At 72.9% G+C, this 16,978-nt stretch carries 17 protein-coding genes and 1 tRNA gene; 9 read left to right on the plus strand and 9 right to left on the minus strand.

What is annotated here, in order from left to right:
• The first annotated feature begins 1 nt into the window (after position 1).
• Complete coding sequence (gene trpD / locus VQH23_RS23280) at positions 2–1,009, plus strand: anthranilate phosphoribosyltransferase (RefSeq protein ID WP_338663049.1); 1,008 nt, start codon at positions 2–4, stop codon at positions 1,007–1,009.
• Here the strand turns inward: trpD and VQH23_RS23285 are convergent.
• Positions 1,006–1,824, minus strand: a complete 819-nt coding sequence (locus VQH23_RS23285) for a class I SAM-dependent methyltransferase (RefSeq protein ID WP_338663050.1) — start codon at positions 1,822–1,824, stop codon at positions 1,006–1,008. The two genes, trpD and VQH23_RS23285, sit on opposite strands and share 4 nt — an antisense overlap.
• Positions 1,824–2,696 (minus strand): metal-dependent hydrolase, encoded by an 873-nt coding sequence (locus tag VQH23_RS23290; RefSeq protein WP_338663051.1) that lies wholly within the window; start codon positions 2,694–2,696, stop codon positions 1,824–1,826. Before VQH23_RS23290 ends, VQH23_RS23285 begins: the two co-directional genes overlap by 1 nt.
• A gap of 375 nt (positions 2,697–3,071) precedes the next feature.
• Between VQH23_RS23290 and trpC the strand changes: the two genes are divergently transcribed.
• From trpC to lexA, 4 genes are all read left to right on the plus strand, one after another.
• Positions 3,072–3,866 carry an indole-3-glycerol phosphate synthase TrpC gene (gene trpC / locus VQH23_RS23295; RefSeq protein ID WP_338666151.1) on the plus strand — a complete coding sequence of 265 codons (795 nt, stop codon included), beginning with the start codon at positions 3,072–3,074 and terminating at the stop codon, positions 3,864–3,866.
• A complete protein-coding gene (gene moaC / locus VQH23_RS23300) occupies positions 3,863–4,339 on the plus strand; it encodes a cyclic pyranopterin monophosphate synthase MoaC (RefSeq protein ID WP_338663052.1) in 477 nt (158 codons plus the stop codon). The genes trpC and moaC overlap by 4 nt, the downstream gene beginning before the upstream one ends.
• Before the next feature lie 15 nt (positions 4,340–4,354).
• Positions 4,355–5,560: a gephyrin-like molybdotransferase Glp gene (gene glp / locus VQH23_RS23305; RefSeq protein WP_338663053.1), complete on the plus strand. Its 1,206-nt coding sequence runs from the start codon at positions 4,355–4,357 to the stop codon at positions 5,558–5,560.
• A 106-nt stretch (positions 5,561–5,666) separates the two neighbouring features.
• Positions 5,667–6,401, plus strand: coding sequence for a transcriptional repressor LexA (lexA, locus tag VQH23_RS23310; RefSeq protein ID WP_338663054.1), 735 nt, complete (start codon positions 5,667–5,669; stop codon positions 6,399–6,401).
• Positions 6,402–6,440: 39 nt separating this feature from the next.
• Here lexA and VQH23_RS23315 read toward each other — a convergent pair whose 3' ends face one another.
• The 3 genes from VQH23_RS23315 to VQH23_RS23325 all read right to left on the minus strand — a co-directional run bounded on the left by VQH23_RS23315 (position 6,441) and on the right by VQH23_RS23325 (position 9,841).
• Entirely contained in the window at positions 6,441–7,694 is a 1,254-nt protein-coding gene (locus VQH23_RS23315; RefSeq protein WP_338663055.1) for a class I SAM-dependent methyltransferase, read from the minus strand.
• On the minus strand, positions 7,694–9,652 hold the full coding sequence (locus VQH23_RS23320; protein ID WP_338663056.1) for a hypothetical protein: 1,959 nt from the start codon (positions 9,650–9,652) through the stop codon (positions 7,694–7,696). Before VQH23_RS23320 ends, VQH23_RS23315 begins: the two co-directional genes overlap by 1 nt.
• A 114-nt stretch (positions 9,653–9,766) precedes the next feature.
• Positions 9,767–9,841, minus strand: a tRNA-Val gene (locus VQH23_RS23325).
• A 203-nt stretch (positions 9,842–10,044) separates the two neighbouring features.
• On the opposite strand from VQH23_RS23325, the gene VQH23_RS23330 reads away from it, so the two are divergent.
• Positions 10,045–10,923 (plus strand): N-formylglutamate amidohydrolase, encoded by an 879-nt coding sequence (locus VQH23_RS23330; RefSeq protein WP_338663057.1) that lies wholly within the window; start codon positions 10,045–10,047, stop codon positions 10,921–10,923.
• 244 nt (positions 10,924–11,167) lie between these two features.
• Positions 11,168–11,968, plus strand: coding sequence for a lytic transglycosylase domain-containing protein (locus tag VQH23_RS23335; RefSeq protein WP_338663058.1), 801 nt, complete (start codon positions 11,168–11,170; stop codon positions 11,966–11,968).
• A gap of 7 nt (positions 11,969–11,975) precedes the next feature.
• Here VQH23_RS23335 and VQH23_RS23340 read toward each other — a convergent pair whose 3' ends face one another.
• Entirely contained in the window at positions 11,976–12,884 is a 909-nt protein-coding gene (locus VQH23_RS23340) for a LysR substrate-binding domain-containing protein (protein ID WP_338663059.1), read from the minus strand.
• A gap of 107 nt (positions 12,885–12,991) precedes the next feature.
• Between VQH23_RS23340 and VQH23_RS23345 the strand changes: the two genes are divergently transcribed.
• Entirely contained in the window at positions 12,992–13,138 is a 147-nt protein-coding gene (locus VQH23_RS23345) for a hypothetical protein (protein ID WP_338663060.1), read from the plus strand.
• Positions 13,139–13,261: 123 nt separating this feature from the next.
• On the opposite strand, the gene VQH23_RS23350 is transcribed toward VQH23_RS23345, so the two are convergent.
• The gene (locus VQH23_RS23350; protein WP_338663061.1) at positions 13,262–14,755 is read right to left on the minus strand and encodes a D-aminoacylase; all 1,494 of its coding nucleotides are present in this window, start codon (positions 14,753–14,755) and stop codon (positions 13,262–13,264) included.
• A 169-nt stretch (positions 14,756–14,924) separates the two neighbouring features.
• Entirely contained in the window at positions 14,925–15,173 is a 249-nt protein-coding gene (locus VQH23_RS23355) for a hypothetical protein (RefSeq protein WP_338663062.1), read from the minus strand.
• A gap of 320 nt (positions 15,174–15,493) precedes the next feature.
• On the opposite strand from VQH23_RS23355, the gene VQH23_RS23360 reads away from it, so the two are divergent.
• On the plus strand, positions 15,494–16,498 hold the full coding sequence (locus VQH23_RS23360; RefSeq protein WP_338663063.1) for a hypothetical protein: 1,005 nt from the start codon (positions 15,494–15,496) through the stop codon (positions 16,496–16,498).
• Here the strand turns inward: VQH23_RS23360 and VQH23_RS23365 are convergent.
• A complete protein-coding gene (locus VQH23_RS23365; RefSeq protein ID WP_338666152.1) occupies positions 16,495–16,968 on the minus strand; it encodes a YaiI/YqxD family protein in 474 nt (157 codons plus the stop codon). The two genes, VQH23_RS23360 and VQH23_RS23365, sit on opposite strands and share 4 nt — an antisense overlap.
• Positions 16,969–16,978: the final 10 nt, after the last annotated feature.

Consider the following 16,978-nt stretch of genomic DNA (forward strand, 5'->3'; position numbering starts at 1 on the left):
CATGTCGCTCAAGCCCGTCCTGGCCCGGCTCGCCGCCGGGGAGCGCCTGGCCGAGAGCGAGGCGGAGGCCGCCTTCGGCACGGTGATGGCCGGCGAGGCCACCCCCGCCCAGATCGCCGGCCTGCTGATGGCCATGCGCGTCCGCGGAGAGACGGTGGCGGAGATGACCGGCGCCGTGCGCGCCATGCGCGCCCGCATGCTGGCGGTGGAGGCGCCGGAGGGCGCGATCGACCTCGTCGGCACCGGGGGCGACGCCGCAGGGACCCTCAACATCTCCACCGCCGCTGCGCTGGTGGTGGCGGGTTGCGGCGTGCCGGTGGCGAAGCACGGGAATCGCGCCCTCTCCTCCCGCTCCGGCGCCTCGGACGTGCTGACGGCGCTCGGCGTCAACACCGACGTGCCGATGGAGCGGATCCCCGAGGTGCTGCGGGAGGCCGGGATCTGTTTCCTGGCCGCCCCCCGCCACCACGCGGCGCTGCGCCACGCCGCGGGGCCGCGGATGGAGCTGGGCACGCGCACCATCTTCAACCTGCTGGGCCCGCTGACGAACCCGGCCCGCGTCCGCCGCCAGATGACCGGCGCCTTCGCCCCGCAATGGCTGCGCCCCATGGCCGAGACGCTGGCCCGCATCGGCACGGAGCACGCCTGGCTGGTGCATGGGCAGGGGCTGGACGAGCTGACGGTGGCCGGCCCCTCTCAGGTGGTGGAGCTGAAGGGCGGCCACATCCGGGAGTTCGAGGTGACGCCGGAGGAGGCCGGGCTCTCCCGCCACCCCGCCGAGTCGCTGCGCGGCGGCGAGCCGGCGGAGAACGCGGAGGCGCTGATCGCCCTGCTGAAGGGCGAGGCGGGCGGCTACCGGGACTGCGTGCTGCTGAACGCCGCCGCCGCCCTCATCGTCGCGGGCCGGGTGGAGACGCTGAAGGACGGCGCGGCGCTGGCGGCGGAATCCATCGCCTCGGGCCGTGCATTCGCCGCGCTGGAGAGGCTGCGGGCCGCGACGGCCGCCTAGCCGGGCTTCTGGTAGCGGCGGGCAAGGTAGAGCACCCGCCGCCGCCGGAGTGCCCGGTACAGGACCGATCCCTGCATCCCCGCGAACTGCCGCATCACCGGCCGCAGCGGCGCGATGCGGGTGATCGCCGCGCTCTTCGCCCCCTCCATCGCGTCCAGCGCGGCGACCACCCCCTCGTTGATCTCCGCCTCGGCCCGCAGCGCCAGCCCGGCGCGGCCGAAGGCGCGGTCCAGGTCCGGCAGCATCGCCGGGCTGCGCATATCTGCCCAGGTCAGCCAGCCGCCTGGCCGCAGCACCCGCGCCGCCTCCGCCGCGAAGCGGTCCATGCTGCCGTAGCAGTGGGAGGACTCGATGTTCACGACGAGGTCGAAGGAGGCATCCGGGAAGGGCAGCGCCTCCGCGTCGCCCTCCCGGAACTCCAGGCGCGGCACGCCCGCGTTCAGCCGCAACGCCCGCCGCACGGTCTGCCGGGCGATGTCCACCCCGGTCACCGATCCGATGGGCAGGTGCCGGGCGATCCAGGCGGCCCCGCCGCCATGGCCGGAGCCCACCTCCAGCACCCTCGCTCCCTTCAGCGGCAACCCCTCCGTCGCCTGGTGGTAGAGGCCGATGAAGGCGCGGGCGGGCTCCTCCTCCGCCGAGACGGGGAAGGAGGCCCCGGACACGACGTAGCCGTAGTTCAGGAAGGCCCAGCGCGGCGTGCCGGAGAGGCGGGAGAGCAGGTTGTAGCTGCGCCGCCAGATCCAGCGCCGCAGCCGCGGGAAGGCCCCGCGCTCCGTCGCCCGCAGCACCCGGCGGAACAGGGGAGTGGCCACTAGGCCGGGATCGGGCCGGGGCTGGGCGCGGCGTGGTGGATGGGGGCCAGCCCCTCCTCCGCCAGGATGCGTCGCCCGGATTCGATCAGCCGCGCATCCTTCGCCCCGCCCCCGCCCCGGTAGCCCGGCCGCAGGGAGGCGAGGCAGGCGCCGATCAGCCGCGTGATGAAGCCGGGATAGACGAGGATGATCCAGAGGAAGCGCAGCCGCACGCCGAGCGTCACCTCCTGCCCGGAGGCGCGGACCATGGAGAAGGCGTTCCGGAGGGCGAGGTTGCAGACCGCCGCCACCACCGTGCCGAAGGTGAGGACGCGGCCGACGTAGCGCTTCCACCCCGGCAGGCGGGAGGGGATGGCGTGCAGCACCTGGAAGGCCACCGCCGAGTGCTCCACCTCCTCCAGCGCGTGCCAGGTCCAGAGGCGGCGGTAGGCGGGGTTCACCCGCCGCAGCAGCTTCGGGCGGCCGAGGACGGAGCACGACATGCTGTAGGTGATCTGCTCGATGGCGCAGGTCACCACCACCCGGCTCCTCGGGCCCTGGGCGGCGGAGAGCATCCTTTTCGCCTTCGCCTCCATCCCCTCCACGTCGTAGCCGAGCGCGCGCAGGCCGTCGTTGTAGGATTCGTGCTCCCGCGTGTGAAAGGCCTCCTGCAGCGCGTAGCCCTGGATGCCCTTCAGCACCTCCGGGTCCTTCAGCTCCCCCGCAAAGGGCCGGAGGGAGCGGATAAAGAAGCGCTCCCCCTCCGGCAGCATCACCGCGAAGCCGTCCACCAGGGCGGATTTCAGCAGGTCCCCGTCGAACCAGGCGCGGTCCGGCTGGGCAGCGATGCCGAAGCGGATGTCGCGGGGGATGATCTCCGGGGTGTCGTCCATGGCGGCCTGTGCGCTCCGTGGGGCCAGGAGGGGCGGTATAGCCGAGACGGTCAGATGGTCCCACCCGGCCGCCCTTCCACCCCTCCGCCCTCGCCGGCCGCCGTTCCGGGCGCGTAGCGATCCACGTTCCGGCAATTACCGGCCCGCATCCGGAACAAGGGGGCCCGCGTTGGAGCCGCTGCGGGCCGGGCAGGCTGCCAGCGCCCCCCTGCCCCGCGCGCGTGCCGCTTGACGGCACCGGCGCAACGGCGCGAGGAACCGCCCATCATGGACCAGACCCTCCCGGTGACGGACGCGCCCCTGACCGACTCGGGGCGCGCCGCGCCTCCCCCCTCCAGCGCCGCTCCTGCTGGCGCGACACCTGCTGGCGCGACCCTGTCGGACACCCTCCGGCAGATCCTCGCGGCCAAGTACCTGGAGGTGCAGGCGCGCCAGCAGGAGATGCCCCTGGCCGAGATGGAGCGGCGCGCGCGGGACGCGGGCCGTCCCCGCCCCTTCACCGCCGCCCTGTGCAACGCCGTGGCCGATCTGCGGGTGGGGCTGATCGCCGAGGTGAAGCGCGCCTCCCCCTCCGGCGGGCTGATCCGCGAGCCCTTCGACCCCGCCGGGATCGCGCGGGCCTATGAGGCGGCGGGCGCCACCTGCCTCTCCGTGCTGACGGACGAGCCCTGGTTTCAGGGCACGGCGGAGCATCTCCGCCAGGCGCGCGAGACGACGCGGCTCCCCGTGCTGCGCAAGGATTTCATGGTGGACCCCTGGCAGGTCTTCGAGGCTCGGGCCATGGGCGCGGACGCCATCCTCATCATCATGGCGGCCGTGACGGACGAGATGGCGGAGCGGCTGGAGGACACGGCGCGCGGGCTGGACATGGGTGTGCTGGTGGAGGTCCATGACGAGGCGGAGCTGCAGCGGGCGCTGGGCCTGGAGACGCGGCTGATCGGCGTGAACAACCGCGACCTCCGCAGCCTGAGGACCGACCTCGCGGTGACCGAGCGCCTGGCCCCCCTGATCCCCGCGGACCGCATCCCCGTGGCCGAGAGCGGCATCCGCACCCCCGAGGACGTGCGCCGCATGGCCCATGCCGGTGCCCGCTGCCTGCTCGTGGGGGAGCACCTGCTGCGCCAGCCCGATCCCGGCGCCGCCGCGCGCCTGCTGGTGGAGGCGGCTTGAGCGGCCCGCTCACCCATTTCGACGCCGCCGGCCGGGCGGCGATGGTGGACGTCTCCGCCAAGGCCGAGACGGTGCGGGAGGCGACCGCGAGGGGCCGCATCACCATGCGCCCGGAAACCCTGGCCCTGATTGCGGAAGGCCGGGCCGGCAAGGGCGACGTGCTCGGCGTGGCGCGGCTGGCCGGGATCATGGCCGCCAAGCGCACCGCCGAGCTGATCCCGCTCTGCCACCCCCTCCCCCTCTCCTCCGCCTCCGTCGAACTGGAGCTGGCGGAGCCGGACGCGGTGGAGATCACCGCCACCGTCCGCACCGCCGGGCGCACCGGGGTGGAGATGGAGGCGATGACGGCCGTGACCGTGGCCGCGCTGACCGTCTACGACATGGTGAAGGCCGTGGATCGCGCCATGCGGATCGAGGCGGTGCGCCTGACCCGGAAGTCCGGCGGCAAGTCCGGCCTCTACGAAGCCGACTAGGGAAGGCCGGACAGGATGATCCCCGTCGCCGAGGCGCTGGAGCGCATCCTCTCCGCCCTCATCCCCGCCCCTGCCGAAACGGTCTCCCTGCCGGAAGGCTGGGGCCGGGTCCTCGCCCGTCCCGTCCTCGCCCGCGTGACCCAACCGCCTGCCGACGTCTCCGCCATGGACGGCTACGCGCTGCGGGCGGCCGATGCCGCAGCGGGGGCGCGGCTGCGCGTGATCGGCAGCGCGCCCGCCGGGCACCCCTTCGCCGGCGCGGTCGGCCTGGGCGAGGCGGTGCGGATCTTCACCGGCGGCGCGGTGCCCCCCGGGGCCGATTCGATCCTGCTGCAGGAGGACGCGACGGCCGGGGACGGCCTCGTGACCCCCACCGAGGCCGCGCAGAAGGGCCGCCACATCCGCCGGGCCGGGCTGGACTTCGCCGCCGGCGACGCGGTGCTGGAGGCGGGCCGCCGCCTGAGCGCCCGCGACATCGGCCTGGCGGCCGCGGCGAACCACCCCTGGCTCCACGTCCACCGGCGCCCGCGAATCGGTGTCCTCGCCACCGGGGACGAGATCGCCCTGCCCGGCGACCCCATCCCGCCGGGCGGCATCGTCTCCTCCAACGCGCACGCCCTGGCGGCCCTCGTCCGGGCCTCTGGCGGGGAGCCGGTGGTCCTGCCCATCGCCACCGACGACCGGGATGCCATCGCGGCCGCCGCCGAGGCCGCAGCCCGCTGCGACCTGCTGCTGACCACGGGCGGCGCGAGCGTGGGCGAGCACGACCTCGTCCAGTCCGCCCTCGCTCCCCAGGGCTTCTCCCTGGACTTCTGGAAGATCGCCATGCGGCCGGGCAAGCCGCTGATCTGGGGCGACCTGCGCGGCACACCGATGCTGGGCCTGCCGGGGAACCCCGTCTCCGCCCTTGTCTGCGCCGTGATCTTCCTGATCCCCGCCCTGCGCCGCCTCTCCGGCCTGCCGGCCGGCCCGGTGGAGACCCGCACCGCCCTGCTGGGGCGCGACATGCCCGCGAACGACCGTCGCCAGGACTACGTTCGCGCCGAACTCGCCCGCGCCGCGGACGGAACCCTGACGGCTACTCCCCTCGCCGTGCAGGACAGCTCCATGCTCGCCGCCCTCGCCCGGGCCGGGGCGCTGGTGGTGCGCCCGCCACATGCTCCGGCGGCCCCGGCGGGCTGTTCTATCGAAATTGTGGACCTTTCTTCTCTCGGCGTCTGAGGAGCGGCATTGACCGACGCGGAAGAACTTTCATAGAACTTCCGGATGGGTTGCCCGTTTGTTCGTGTGAACAAGCCATGCCCGCCTCCAGGGAGACGCCCAGACCATGCTCACCCGCAAGCAGCACGAGCTGCTCACCTTCATCGACAAGCACCTGCGGGACACCGGCTTCTCCCCCTCCTTCGAGGAGATGAAGGAGGCGCTGAACCTGAAGTCGAAGTCCGGCATCCACCGCCTGATCACGGCGCTGGAGGAGCGCGGCTTCCTCAAGCGCCGCGCCCACCGCGCCCGCGCGCTGGAGGTGATCCGCGTGCCGGAGAGCCTGTCCCCCCGCGCCGCCCAGGCCGTGGCCGCCGCGCCCCTGCCGGCGCCCGCGCCCGCCTTCGCGCCGAACGTCATCCGCGGCAATTTCGCCACCAACCTTCCCGGCGCCGTCCGCACGGCCAACGACGCGGCGGCCGTCCACCTGCCGCTCTACGGCCGCATCGCCGCCGGCCTTCCGATCGAGGCGCTGCGCGACATGGGCGAGAGCGTGGAGGTGCCTGCCGCGATGCTCGGGGGCGGCGAGCACTACGCGCTGGAGGTTTCCGGCGACTCGATGGTCGAGGCCGGGATCCTGGACGGCGACACGGTGATCATCCGCCGTGGGGACACGGCCGACAACGGCGCCATCGTGGTGGCCCTGGTGGACGAGAACGAGGTGACGCTGAAGCGCCTGCGCCGCCGCGGCAACTCCATCGCGCTGGAGGCGGCCAACCCGCGCTTCGAGACCCGCATCTTCGGGCCGGACCGGGTGAAGGTGCAGGGCCGGCTCGTCGGGCTGGTGCGGCGCTACCACTGATGGCCGGGCGCCGGGGGTTCGCCCCCGGCTCTGCCAAATTCAGCCCGCCTCGTCGGACAGGAGTTCCACCCCTTCTAAGACGGCGGTGAAGCCGGCCTCGCAGAACAGCCGGACCTCCACGCCGCTCAAGTTCTCGGCCGCGTCGAATGTCAGCGAGGCCGTCCAGCCCTCGACAATAAGTGCCTCCCCTTGAACGGTGCGGGCTGCCAAACGGGCGGTGCCGCCTCCGGCGCAGACATCCATGACCGCATCCCCCCTGGCCGCCGCGCCGGGGCGGAAGCGCAGGCGCGCGGTCCAGCGTCCCCGCGCCAGCGGCAGGTACGGGCCGAACAGGCCGGTCCCTGGTGTCCCGTCGAGGATGATGGCCCTGTCCTCCCGCCGGCCGATGCCGGTCTGCAGCCGATCGTCGGTGGCGGGCAGGTGCATGGCCGCTTTCGTGAGGCGCCGCGCTTCCCAAACCGTGGCCCAGGCCGGGTCGGCGCAGGGAATGCAGTCGCCGGCCCATCCGGCGCGGGCCAGGGCACGCCGGAAGTAGCTCTCGTGAAATCCGAGTTCCATCCAGCCATTCTTTCGGATGGCCCAGAGGGAGTTGCCGTCCAGCCGCACGCCCCAGGGCTGGGGGAAGTCGGCGGTGATCGGCTCCCCGCCGAAGAAGATGCGTCCGCCCTCTGCCACGCGGGCCTGCAGGGCCCGCAGCAGGCGCAGGTGGTCGGCGCAGTGGTGGAAGCACTCGAAGAAGAGAACGGCGTCGAAGGTGTCGCCGCCCTTCTCCGCCCAGAAGAAGTCGTCGTTCACCACCTCGACCGCGAGTCCTTCCCGCGCGGCGCGGCGGCGGATCAGTTCGCAGAAGCGCGGCTCCACGTCCACGCAGGTGACGTGGTGGCCCAGCCGCGCCAGCTCCAGCGTCGTGTTGCCCCAGCCCGGCCCGAACTCCAGCACGCGCGACCCCGGCGGCAGCGCCATGGCGCGCAGCGCGAAGTCGATGCCCATCAGGTGCTCGCCGGCGGTGGTGGCGCTGCCTGTGGAGTACGGGAAAGGCCGGCACAGGGCGGCCTCCACGTCCAGCGGCGTCGCTTCGTTCGCCAGTGCGTAGTCCCGGCCGGCGATGGTGACGTAGATGCCCATTTGCGCCTCGCGATAGGCGTCGGAGAAGGGATCCTCCGGCATCCCAGCAGGCGGGTCGATGCGGAAGGTGCCGAAGACGGCGCGCATAGCATCGTCCGAAACCCGCTCCGCCCGGTCGCATTCGGCCAGGGCCTCGTCCAGCTCCTCCAGGCTCCGCAGCACACGCATCACGGAGCCTCCGGCCCGTCGTCGCAGGGATCGTCGATGATCCCCATGGCCACCCAGGGCTGGGTTTCGGAGTTCGATTCGGCCGAGGGAACGGAGGTGCGGATCTCCAGCGCGTCCCCTCGCTCCCGGATGGAGCGGGCGACCTGCCGGCGCATCAGCGTCTCGAACAGCTCCAACCGCTCGCCGTGGCGGGACAGGACCTCCCGCACCTCAGGCCGGGAGGAGCGGCGGAGCGCCGCGAAACCGCGGAGCGAGAGGCCGGCGGAATAGTTCCAGAAGCTTCCGTGGGCGTGGCGCCCGCCCGTCTCATCCGTCGCGTCCACCACCACCCCGTCCTGCCTCACCGGGCCGCCAAGGTCGACGGCATGGGTGCCGAGCGCATAGGCGCCGAGCGCCCGGTCCAGCGCGGGCGCGATGCGCGGGTCCTCCAGCGCCGTCGCCGCGCGGGCCAGGGCGAGCACGGCGGCGGCGTGGCAGTCCAGGTAGGGCGGCTCACCCTGGCCCATGGGGAAGACGGAGACCTCTCCTCCGGCGGCGTCCCTCATCGGCCGCTCGAAGGTCAGCAGCGCGTCCACCGCGCGCCGCAGCGCCTCGTGGTGACGGGGGGAGCCGGTGACGGCCAGGGCGTCCACCAGCCCCATCACCACGAAGGAGAGCGGGCGGGAGAAGATGGCGCGCGGGTCCGCCGCCGCGGGGGCGAGCATGTTCTCCTCATAGGCCGCGAGGAGCTGGTCGTGCATGCCCAGCGCCTCCTCCACCACCGGCCCCGCGGCGTTCCCCGCGCGGGCGAGCATGCGGGCGCGCCGGGCGAAGGCCGCCAGCTCCACGCCGTAGTCGTAGGACAGGGAGAGGTCGATCGGCTGGCTCGGCGCGGCGGCCGCCTCCGCGCCGATGATGGCGGCCATGTCCTCCACCCGGTCGTAGAAGCCGCCGGAGGTCAGCAGCTTCGTCTCCTCGGCCGAGATCCGGCCGCCGCGGTGCGCCCCGGGGAAGGCGTGCTCGGCCACCACCCAGTGCAGCTTCCCCTCCTCCCGCGCGACAATGCTGAGGGCCGAGAGGCGCCCGGGCTCCCGCGGGAGGGAGTGGATGGCGGGCGAGAAGCCGCGCATGAACCGGTCCCGCGACATGGACCAGTAGGGGGCGCCCCGGATCGGCAACAGACCCTCGGCGGGCTCCGTCGCGCCGGCCACGATCGGCGCGGCGCCGGGCTGCCGGGCGCGCACGGTGTTATAGACTATGCCGAGCTCGCCGTGGGTGAGTTCGTCCGTCGCGATCGTCAGCACGAGGTCCGAGACGGTCAGGCCCGGATCGAGGTCGAGCGACACCTCTGCCCGGAAGACCGTGCTGCGCGCGTCGAAGCGGTAGGCATAGACGAGGCGGCCGAGCCGCAAGGTCTGTCCCTCATGCGCGAAACACAGGTCGCTGGCGTGGGAGAGCTCTAGCAGGTCGCCGCGATGCCGCACCTCCCAGGCATCGATCGCGTCCTCCACGTCCAGGGTGCGGTCCACCCCGGCATGGGTGAAGCGCACGTAGTTACCGGTCAGCATCACGTTCCGGGCGGTGCGCCCGTCATGGAACCGCATGCCGACGGTGACGACCCCGCGCGGCAGGTCGCAGGTGATGTCCATCAGGCTGTGGACGAAGCGCGCCCGCGCGCCATCGTTCTCCACCGCCTCCAGCCGCACCGCGCCGAGGCGGCGATACACGTAGGGGCCGCGGCAGAGGTCGCGCAGGAAGCCGAAGGTGGCCTCGACCGCCTCCGGGTAGGCCCACCAGACGGAGGGGATGGAGAGGAACTCCAGCACCTTCGCGTTGTCGTCGGACCAGAACCAGCGGTCCCCGTCCATTGCCTCCTCGGTCTCCGCCACGGCATGCCGCTCGCCGAAGCGCGGGCCGACGGGCCGCATGAGGTGGCGGACGATGAAGGCGGCGTAGGGAAGCGGGTCGGTGATCAGCACTGGCCTGGCCTGGACGGCATGCAGCGCTTGTAACCGGGATCGGGCCGGGAAGACGAGGCCTGCGCCGGCCTGTGCCGCGCAACCCACTCCGAATATGAGAGAAAAGCAGGCGGATGGTGGGCGCAACAGGGATTGAACCTGTGACCCCCACCGTGTCAAGGTGGTGCTCTCCCGCTGAGCTATGCGCCCATCCGCCGGGTCCGCCAGGCCCCAGAGGGCCGCGGCGTGGCGGCCCCTTTAGCGTGTACCCCGCCGCGCAGCAAGCCCGAAGGCGGCCTGCGGAAGTGCCGCCGCGGCGGGACGAGCATCCCGCGTGCAGGATCCCCCGAGCAGAATCCCCCGAGCAGTATCCCGCGTGACAGGCGCGCCCGGCTGTGGTGATTCAGGAACAGATGGACCTTCCGATCGAGGCCGCGCCCGAGGCCGACGCCCCACCGCCTTTCCAGCTGATCCGGCCGCGTGACCAAGCCGCGCCGATCGTCCTCGCCTCGCCCCATTCCGGCCGCCACTACCCAGCCGCCTTCCTGGCGGAGAGCCGGCTGGACCCCGTCGCGCTCCGCCGCTCCGAGGACGGGTTCGTGGAGGAGATCTTCGCCGACGCGCCGCGGCACGGCGTGCCGCTCCTCGCCGCAACCTTCCCGCGCGTCTACTGCGACGCGAACCGCGAGGCCTGGGAACTGGATCCTGGCATGTTCGACGGGCCGCTGCCGGACTTCGTCAACAGCGCCTCGCCGCGCGTCGGCGCAGGGCTGGGCACCATCGCCCGGGTGGTGGCGAGCGGCGAGCCCGTCTATCGCCGCCGCCTCTCCTTCGACGAGGCCGCGCACCGGATCCGGGCGCTGTGGGAACCCTATCACGCCGCCCTCTCCGGGCTGATCACGGAGACGGTGCGGCGCCACGGCGCCTGTCTGCTCATCGACTGCCATTCCATGCCCACCATCCCCGGCGAATCCGGGCGCTCGGCGGACATGATCCTGGGTGACGCCCACGGCACCGCCGCCGCCCCGCGCGCGACGCGGATGATGGAGGAGGCGCTCACCGCCCTCGGCTACCGGCACCGGCGGAACGACCCCTATGCCGGCGGCTACGTCACCCGCCACTACGGCCGCCCGCGGGAGGGCGTTCACGTGATCCAGCTGGAGATGGCGCGCAGCCTCTACATGGACGAGCGGCGGATCCAGCGCCTGCCCGGCCTGGCCACGCTGCGGGCGGACATGGAACGAATGCTGGCGCGGCTGGTGGCCGAGGACTGGTCCTTCCTGCGCGCCTGACCTGAGGCCGTGGCGCGGCGCGCCCGCTCGGCCAGAGGTGTGGTTCGGGCAAAAAAAAGGCGGTGCCAGAGGCACCGCCGAGTTTAGGGAGGAAACGTCCAAGAAAGACAACAACGCGACAACATCGCGTTGCTGCGATGCACAAAGTAGTGGTGCCTCCCCGATTCCGCAAGGGCTTTTTCGCATCGCACCATCACGGAAATGAGAGTCGCCCCGCTGGCACGCGGCTTGAGCTGTGGATGCCATGCGCCTCCTTGCCCTTCTTCTCGGCCTGCTGCCCGGCCTAGCCCTGGCCCAGCCCTCCCCGACCGCCCTCTGCCGGGCCGCCATCGCCTCGGCTGAGCGGGAATATGGGCTTCCCGCAGGGCTCCTGGCCGCCATAGGCCGGGTCGAATCCGGCCGGCGCGATCCTGCAACCGGCGAGAGCGGCCCATGGCCCTGGACGATGAACGCCGAGGGGGCCGGCAAATTTTTCTCCTCCAAGGCGGAAGCGGTTGCCGAGGTGCGGCAGCTCCGCGCCGGGGGGATGCGGTTGATCGACATCGGCTGCATGCAGATCAACCTGCACCACCACCGCGATGCCTTCGCCTCCCTCGAGGACGGCCTCGATCCCCTGACCAACGCCCGCTATGCCGCGCGCTTCCTCAAGGGGCTGCACGCCGCGAGCGGGGACTGGATGGTGGCGGCGGGCCACTACCACAGCCACACCCCCGCCCGGGCAGAGGCCTATCGTGCCCAGGTGGCCCTGCGCCTGCCGGAGGAGCAGCGCCAGGCCGGCGCCGCCCCGGCCTGGCAGCCCGGCTGGTCCGGCGCGCCCGCCGGATCGCGCTTCCCCGCTACCACCGCCTCCACCCCCGGCATGAGCATCCGCGCCGCCCCGCCGCCCACCATCATGCGGGCGGGCACGGCCGACTCCGGCGAGCGCAGGCGCGGGCTGGACGCCTACCGGGCCATGGCCATCCCGCTGGCCGTTCCGTCGCCCGTTCCGCTGGCCGTCCGGGCAGCGCCGATCCCCTTGCGCGGCCTCCAGGGCGGGCGTGGCTAGGGGCGCTTCACGGCGCGCGGCCCGTCGCCATCGCGGGCACCGCGCCCCGGATTACCCCGGCCACCTCCTCCAGGGCTTCCGCGCGCGGGTCGGAAGCGCGAACCAGCAGCACCACCTCGCGCCCCAAGCCTTCGGGCAGGGGCGCGTACTCCACGAGCCCCTCGACCGGCCCGAGCGTCGCGGCGGCCATGGCCGGCATCAGGGAGGATCCCTCACCCGCCGCGACCATGTGGCGCAGCATCTCGAGCCCGGTCGCGTGCCGCGCCCCGGGTGGGGCGCCCATTCCGCAGGCGGCCAGGGTCTGGTCCCGCAGGCAGTGGCCCTCCTCCAGCAGCAGCAGCTCCCCCTCCTCGGGCATCCCGGCCGGCGCCCGGGCCGGCCGCCCCGATGGCTGCATCAGCAGGAAGGGCTCAACGAAGAGCGGCAGGGCACGCAGTGCCGGATCCGCCGAGCCGGCGCAGCACAGCGCCGCGTCCAGGGAGCCCGCCTTCAGCGACTCCCGCAGCTCGGCGGTTCGCGACTCCGCCAGCACCGCGCGCATGGCGGGGAAGGCCTCTCGCAGCGGGCGCAAGATCCGGGGCAGGAGGTAGGGACCGAGCGTGGGGATGGCGCCGAGGCGGAAGGAACCTGCCAGCGGTTCGCCCCCTTCCGCCCGCGCGGCCAGCAGCAGGGCCCGTGCCTCGCGCACCACCACGGCGGCGCGGGCCAGCACCGCCTCCCCGCGCGCGGTGACGAGGACGCGGCCGGGCAGCCGCTCGAAGACGGCGACGCCGAGCAGCCCCTCCAGCTTCCGGATCTGGGCCGAGAGGGCGGGCTGGGACACGCCGCAGCTCTCCGCCGCGCGGCCGAAATGGCGCTGCTCCGCCACGGCGAGCAGGTATTCCAGGTCGCGAAGGGACAGGCCGGCGAGGGACATGGCCCATCCATAACCCGTCCCTATCGATTAATGAATAGGACTGTATTGGTCTTTATCGCGCCGCTGGGCGATCTCCCCTTTGGTGTAGCGCGGAGGCGGGCGGCAGCATGCGAAAGACGACCAGGCTGGCCCCGGCGCCCACGGCCCGGCGCAACGGCGGGCGCCGGCGCGGGGCGATGAGCCCGGCCGGGCGCGCCGCGCTTCGCCTCCTGATCCAGCTCGTCGCCGCGCGCCGGACCGGGCCGACGCCCTGACCGCCCCTGCTGCCCGCGCCCCCTGGCCCGGCCCCTGACACGGGAAAAGGCTTGAGAGCCCGCCCGGACCGGCACCTGCCCGCGACGCCCAGCGCCGACGGGCTGCGCTTCCGGGCCGGAGAGTCAGCGGTTCCGCGTCAACAGCCGCCCCGGCTTCTCCCCCGTGGCGCCTCCCCGCCTGTCACCCTGCGCGGCGAGGTAGGTGGGAACGCCGTTGCACCACACCTCCTCGATCCCCTCGCTGATCTGCTTGGGGCTCTCGAAGGTCGCGCGGTCCCGCACCGTGTGGGGGTCAAAGAGGACGATATCGGCGTAGGCGCCCTCGCGCAGGACGCCGCGATCCACCATTCCGAAGGTCTCGGCCGCCTTGCCCGTCATCTTGTGGACCGCCGTCTCCAGACTGAAGAGCTTCACGTCCCGCACGTAGTGGCCGAGCACGCGCGGGAAGGTGCCCCAGAGCCGGGGGTGCGGGTGCGCGTCGTGCGGGATGCCGTCCGAGCCGATGATGGACATGGGATGCGCCATGATCCGGCGCACATCCTCCTCGTCCATCTGCCAGGTCACCTGCCCAGCCGGCAGCAGCCGCGCGGCGGCGGACCGGATGTCCGTGTTCCAGCCGCGGGCGATGTCCTTGATGTACTTCCCCGCCATCTCCGGGTGCGGGATCGACCAGGTGACCATCACCTCCACGTCGTCGCGCAGCTTGTCCGGCATCAGCACGGTGGAGCCCGCAGGGTAGGGATAGACGTCGTAGCTCACGGCCTGGGTACGCGCGTACTCCGCGATCAGCGGCAGCGTCTGGGTGGAGCGCCCGTAATTCTCGGGCATGGAGCACTTGTGGTGGCTGATATGGACGGAGACGCCGGCGCGCTTGCCGATCCGCGCCGTCTCCTCGATGGAACCGAGGATGCGGTCCGCCTCGTCGCGCATGTGCGTGCAGTAGAGGCCGCCGAAGGGCCGGATGGCCTCAGCCACCGCGATCACCTCCTCCGTCGTCGCCTCGGCATTGGGCGGGTAGTAGAGGCCGGTGGAGAAGCCGCTCGCCCCCTCCCCCATCGATTGCTTCACCAGGTCGTGCATCCGCGCGATCTCGGCGTCCTTCGCCGGACGGTACACGTCGTTGTTCATGGTGCGCGCGCGCAGGGTCTGGTGGCCGACGAAGGCGTAGGTGTTCACCTCGCTGCCCTTCGTCTTCAGCGCGTGGGCGTAGTCCCCGAAGCTCTCGAAGGTGTACCAGCTCTCCTCGCCCAGCAGGTCCAGCGGCGGCACGGGGCGCGTGGTGAAGCGCGCGGGCGCGAGGCTGACGCCGCAATTGCCCACCACCACCGTCGTCACGCCCTGGCTCGTCTTGCAGGTCGTGCACTCCGGCCCGCAGAGCACGGCGCGGTCGTCATGCGTGTGGCTGTCGATGAAGCCGGGCGCCACGGCCTTGCCGGTGGCGATCACCTCCCGGTCCGCCGTTGCGCCGCCCAGGTCGCCCACGCCCACGATCCGGTCTCCCCGCAGCCCGATATCGCCGGCGCGGCGCGGCGCGCCGGTGCCGTCGAACAGGGTGGCGTCGCGGATGATCGTGTCGCAGCGCAGGGCCATGGCGTCGCCTCTCGAGGGATCGTCCATGTTGCACCCGGGAGGACCCGCGATCCAGCGCCGCGTCACCGACCCCGAGGCACCAGTCCGTCCGGCCGGCCCGGTCCCGCCGCCTCAAGGGCGCGGGTGGGGCAGAGCAGAAGTGCCCCGTTCAGCTTGCCCCATCCAGCTTGCCCCGTCCGGAAAGCCGGGTGCGACTTCAGCGGTAGTAGCGGTAGTAGTAGCGGCGCACGCGGTAGGTGCGGTAGATCCGCCGGTAGTACTGAACGGGCAGTACCACCTCTCCGATGACGGACGGCGCCGCGAATGCGAGGGCCGGGCGAAGATCGTTCGCCGACGCCGTGCCTGGCGCGGCCAGCCCCAGGCCTGCCGTGAGGCCGAGGCCGGCAACCACGAGAAGGCTGCGCAGGCAGGCGCCGCGATTCCGTCCGGTTGAGTTTTCCCGCATGCGGGGCTCCTTCTCGACGTTCAGCGCAGCGGGAAGCCGCTTCGATCCGCCGCCGCGCATCGAGGGCGCAAGAGCCCGGGCCGCTTGTTGCGATTTCGGCTCGACACGAAACAGGGTATTTACATCACGGAACTTACTCGGACCGTAGCGGAACAGTGTCGCCGAGCTGCCAGGTGTGCCCCGACAGATTGGCAGGAGTGCGGCGCATTCGGTTCGGGTGGGGTCGAACGCAGGGCAACCCCATGCCGCGCGGGGCCGTTCCCGCACACGACCCCCGCCAGGATCCGCCCCATGTCCCCTCGTCACCCCGGCCCTGCCACTTGACGCCCGACGAGGCACGCCGTGCCTTTGAGGGCGCGCGACGCGGCTTCGACCCGTCCCGCCCTCCGCTCGTCCTCTGCCATCACGACGCGGACGGGCTGGCGGCCGGGGCCATCCTCGCCCGCGCCCTGCCCGGGGCCGCGGCGCGGGTGATTGGCCGCGGCGAGGGTGCCTGGACGGAGGAGACGGCGGCGGAGGTTCGGGCGCGCGATCCGGGCGGGCTGCTCGTGGCCGATCTCGGCACACGCGCGGCGGCCGTCGTGCCGGGCCTGCCCACCGCCGTGCTGGACCACCATCTGCCGATCGGCGACACCGCTGCGCCCGCGGGCGTGACGGTGATCGCCGGGCACGACACGGAGCCGCAGCCTTGCTCCGCCCTCATCGCCCACTGGTGCGCGGGCGGGGAGGATCCCTGGCTGGCGGCCATCGGCATCCTCGGCGATTTCGGGGACAAGGCGCCCTTTCCCGAACTGGCCGATGCCCGCAAGCGGCACGGGATCGGCGTGCTGAAGGAGGCGGTGGCCCTGCTCAACGCGCCCCGCCGCGCCGCCTCCGGCGACGCCTCCGCGGCGCTGGCCCTCCTCCTCCGCGCGAGCGGCCCGCGCGAGGTGATCGACGGCTCCCAGCCCGAAACCGCGATCCTGGCCGCGGCGCGGGAGGAGGTGCGCGCGGCGCTGGACGCCGCCCGGCGCGTGCCGCCGAAGGTTTCAGGGGAGGTCGCGCTGATCCGCGTCCACACGCCCTGCCAGGTGCATCCGCTCGTCGCGCAGTCCTGGGTCTCCCGCCTGCGCGGCAAGGTCGTCATCTGCGCCAACACCGGCTACCGCGAGGGGTGGGTCCATTTCGCCGCCCGCTCTTCGGATGGCCGCGACCTCATCGCCTTCCTGCGGGAGCGCGCGCCGGACCACGCGGGCGAGAACTTTGCCCAGGGCCATGCGCGGGCAACGGGCGGGATGCTGACGCCGGACGCCTGGGCCGAGTTCCTGGGCCGCCTGGGCTACTAGAAACCCCCGGGCGGGATGCGGAATGCCGGCGGGGCGGGGCGCATGGCCGCCGCCGTCGCCGCGTCCAGCGCGACGAGGAAGCGCTGCCGGTCCGCCCCGGTGAAGGCGGCGTTCCGCGTCTCCATCCCTGTCTCCCGCATGTGACGGGAGATCTCGCGGCCGGCCAGCGCGCCACCGATATTCGCTTCCGTCCACGCATGGCCGCGCGGCGAGACGGAGAGCGCCTTCTTGGCCAAGCATCGCGCCGCGAGCGGGATGTCGGCGGTGACGCAGATGTCGTTCGGCCCGATCGCCTCCACGATCCAGTCGTCGGCCGCGTCCGCGCCCTCCTCAACGATCACGCGGCGGACGCCGTCGGGCAGGCGCACGCCGCGCGAGCCGTTGGAGACGACGGTGACAGGCAGCGAGAGCCGCCGCGCCACGCGAAAGACCTCGTCCCGGACGGGGCAGGCATCCCCGTCCACGTAGATGTGGGGGGTG

The organism is Pararoseomonas sp. SCSIO 73927, from assembly GCF_037040815.1.
Classification (GTDB): Bacteria; Pseudomonadota; Alphaproteobacteria; order Acetobacterales; family Acetobacteraceae; genus Roseomonas.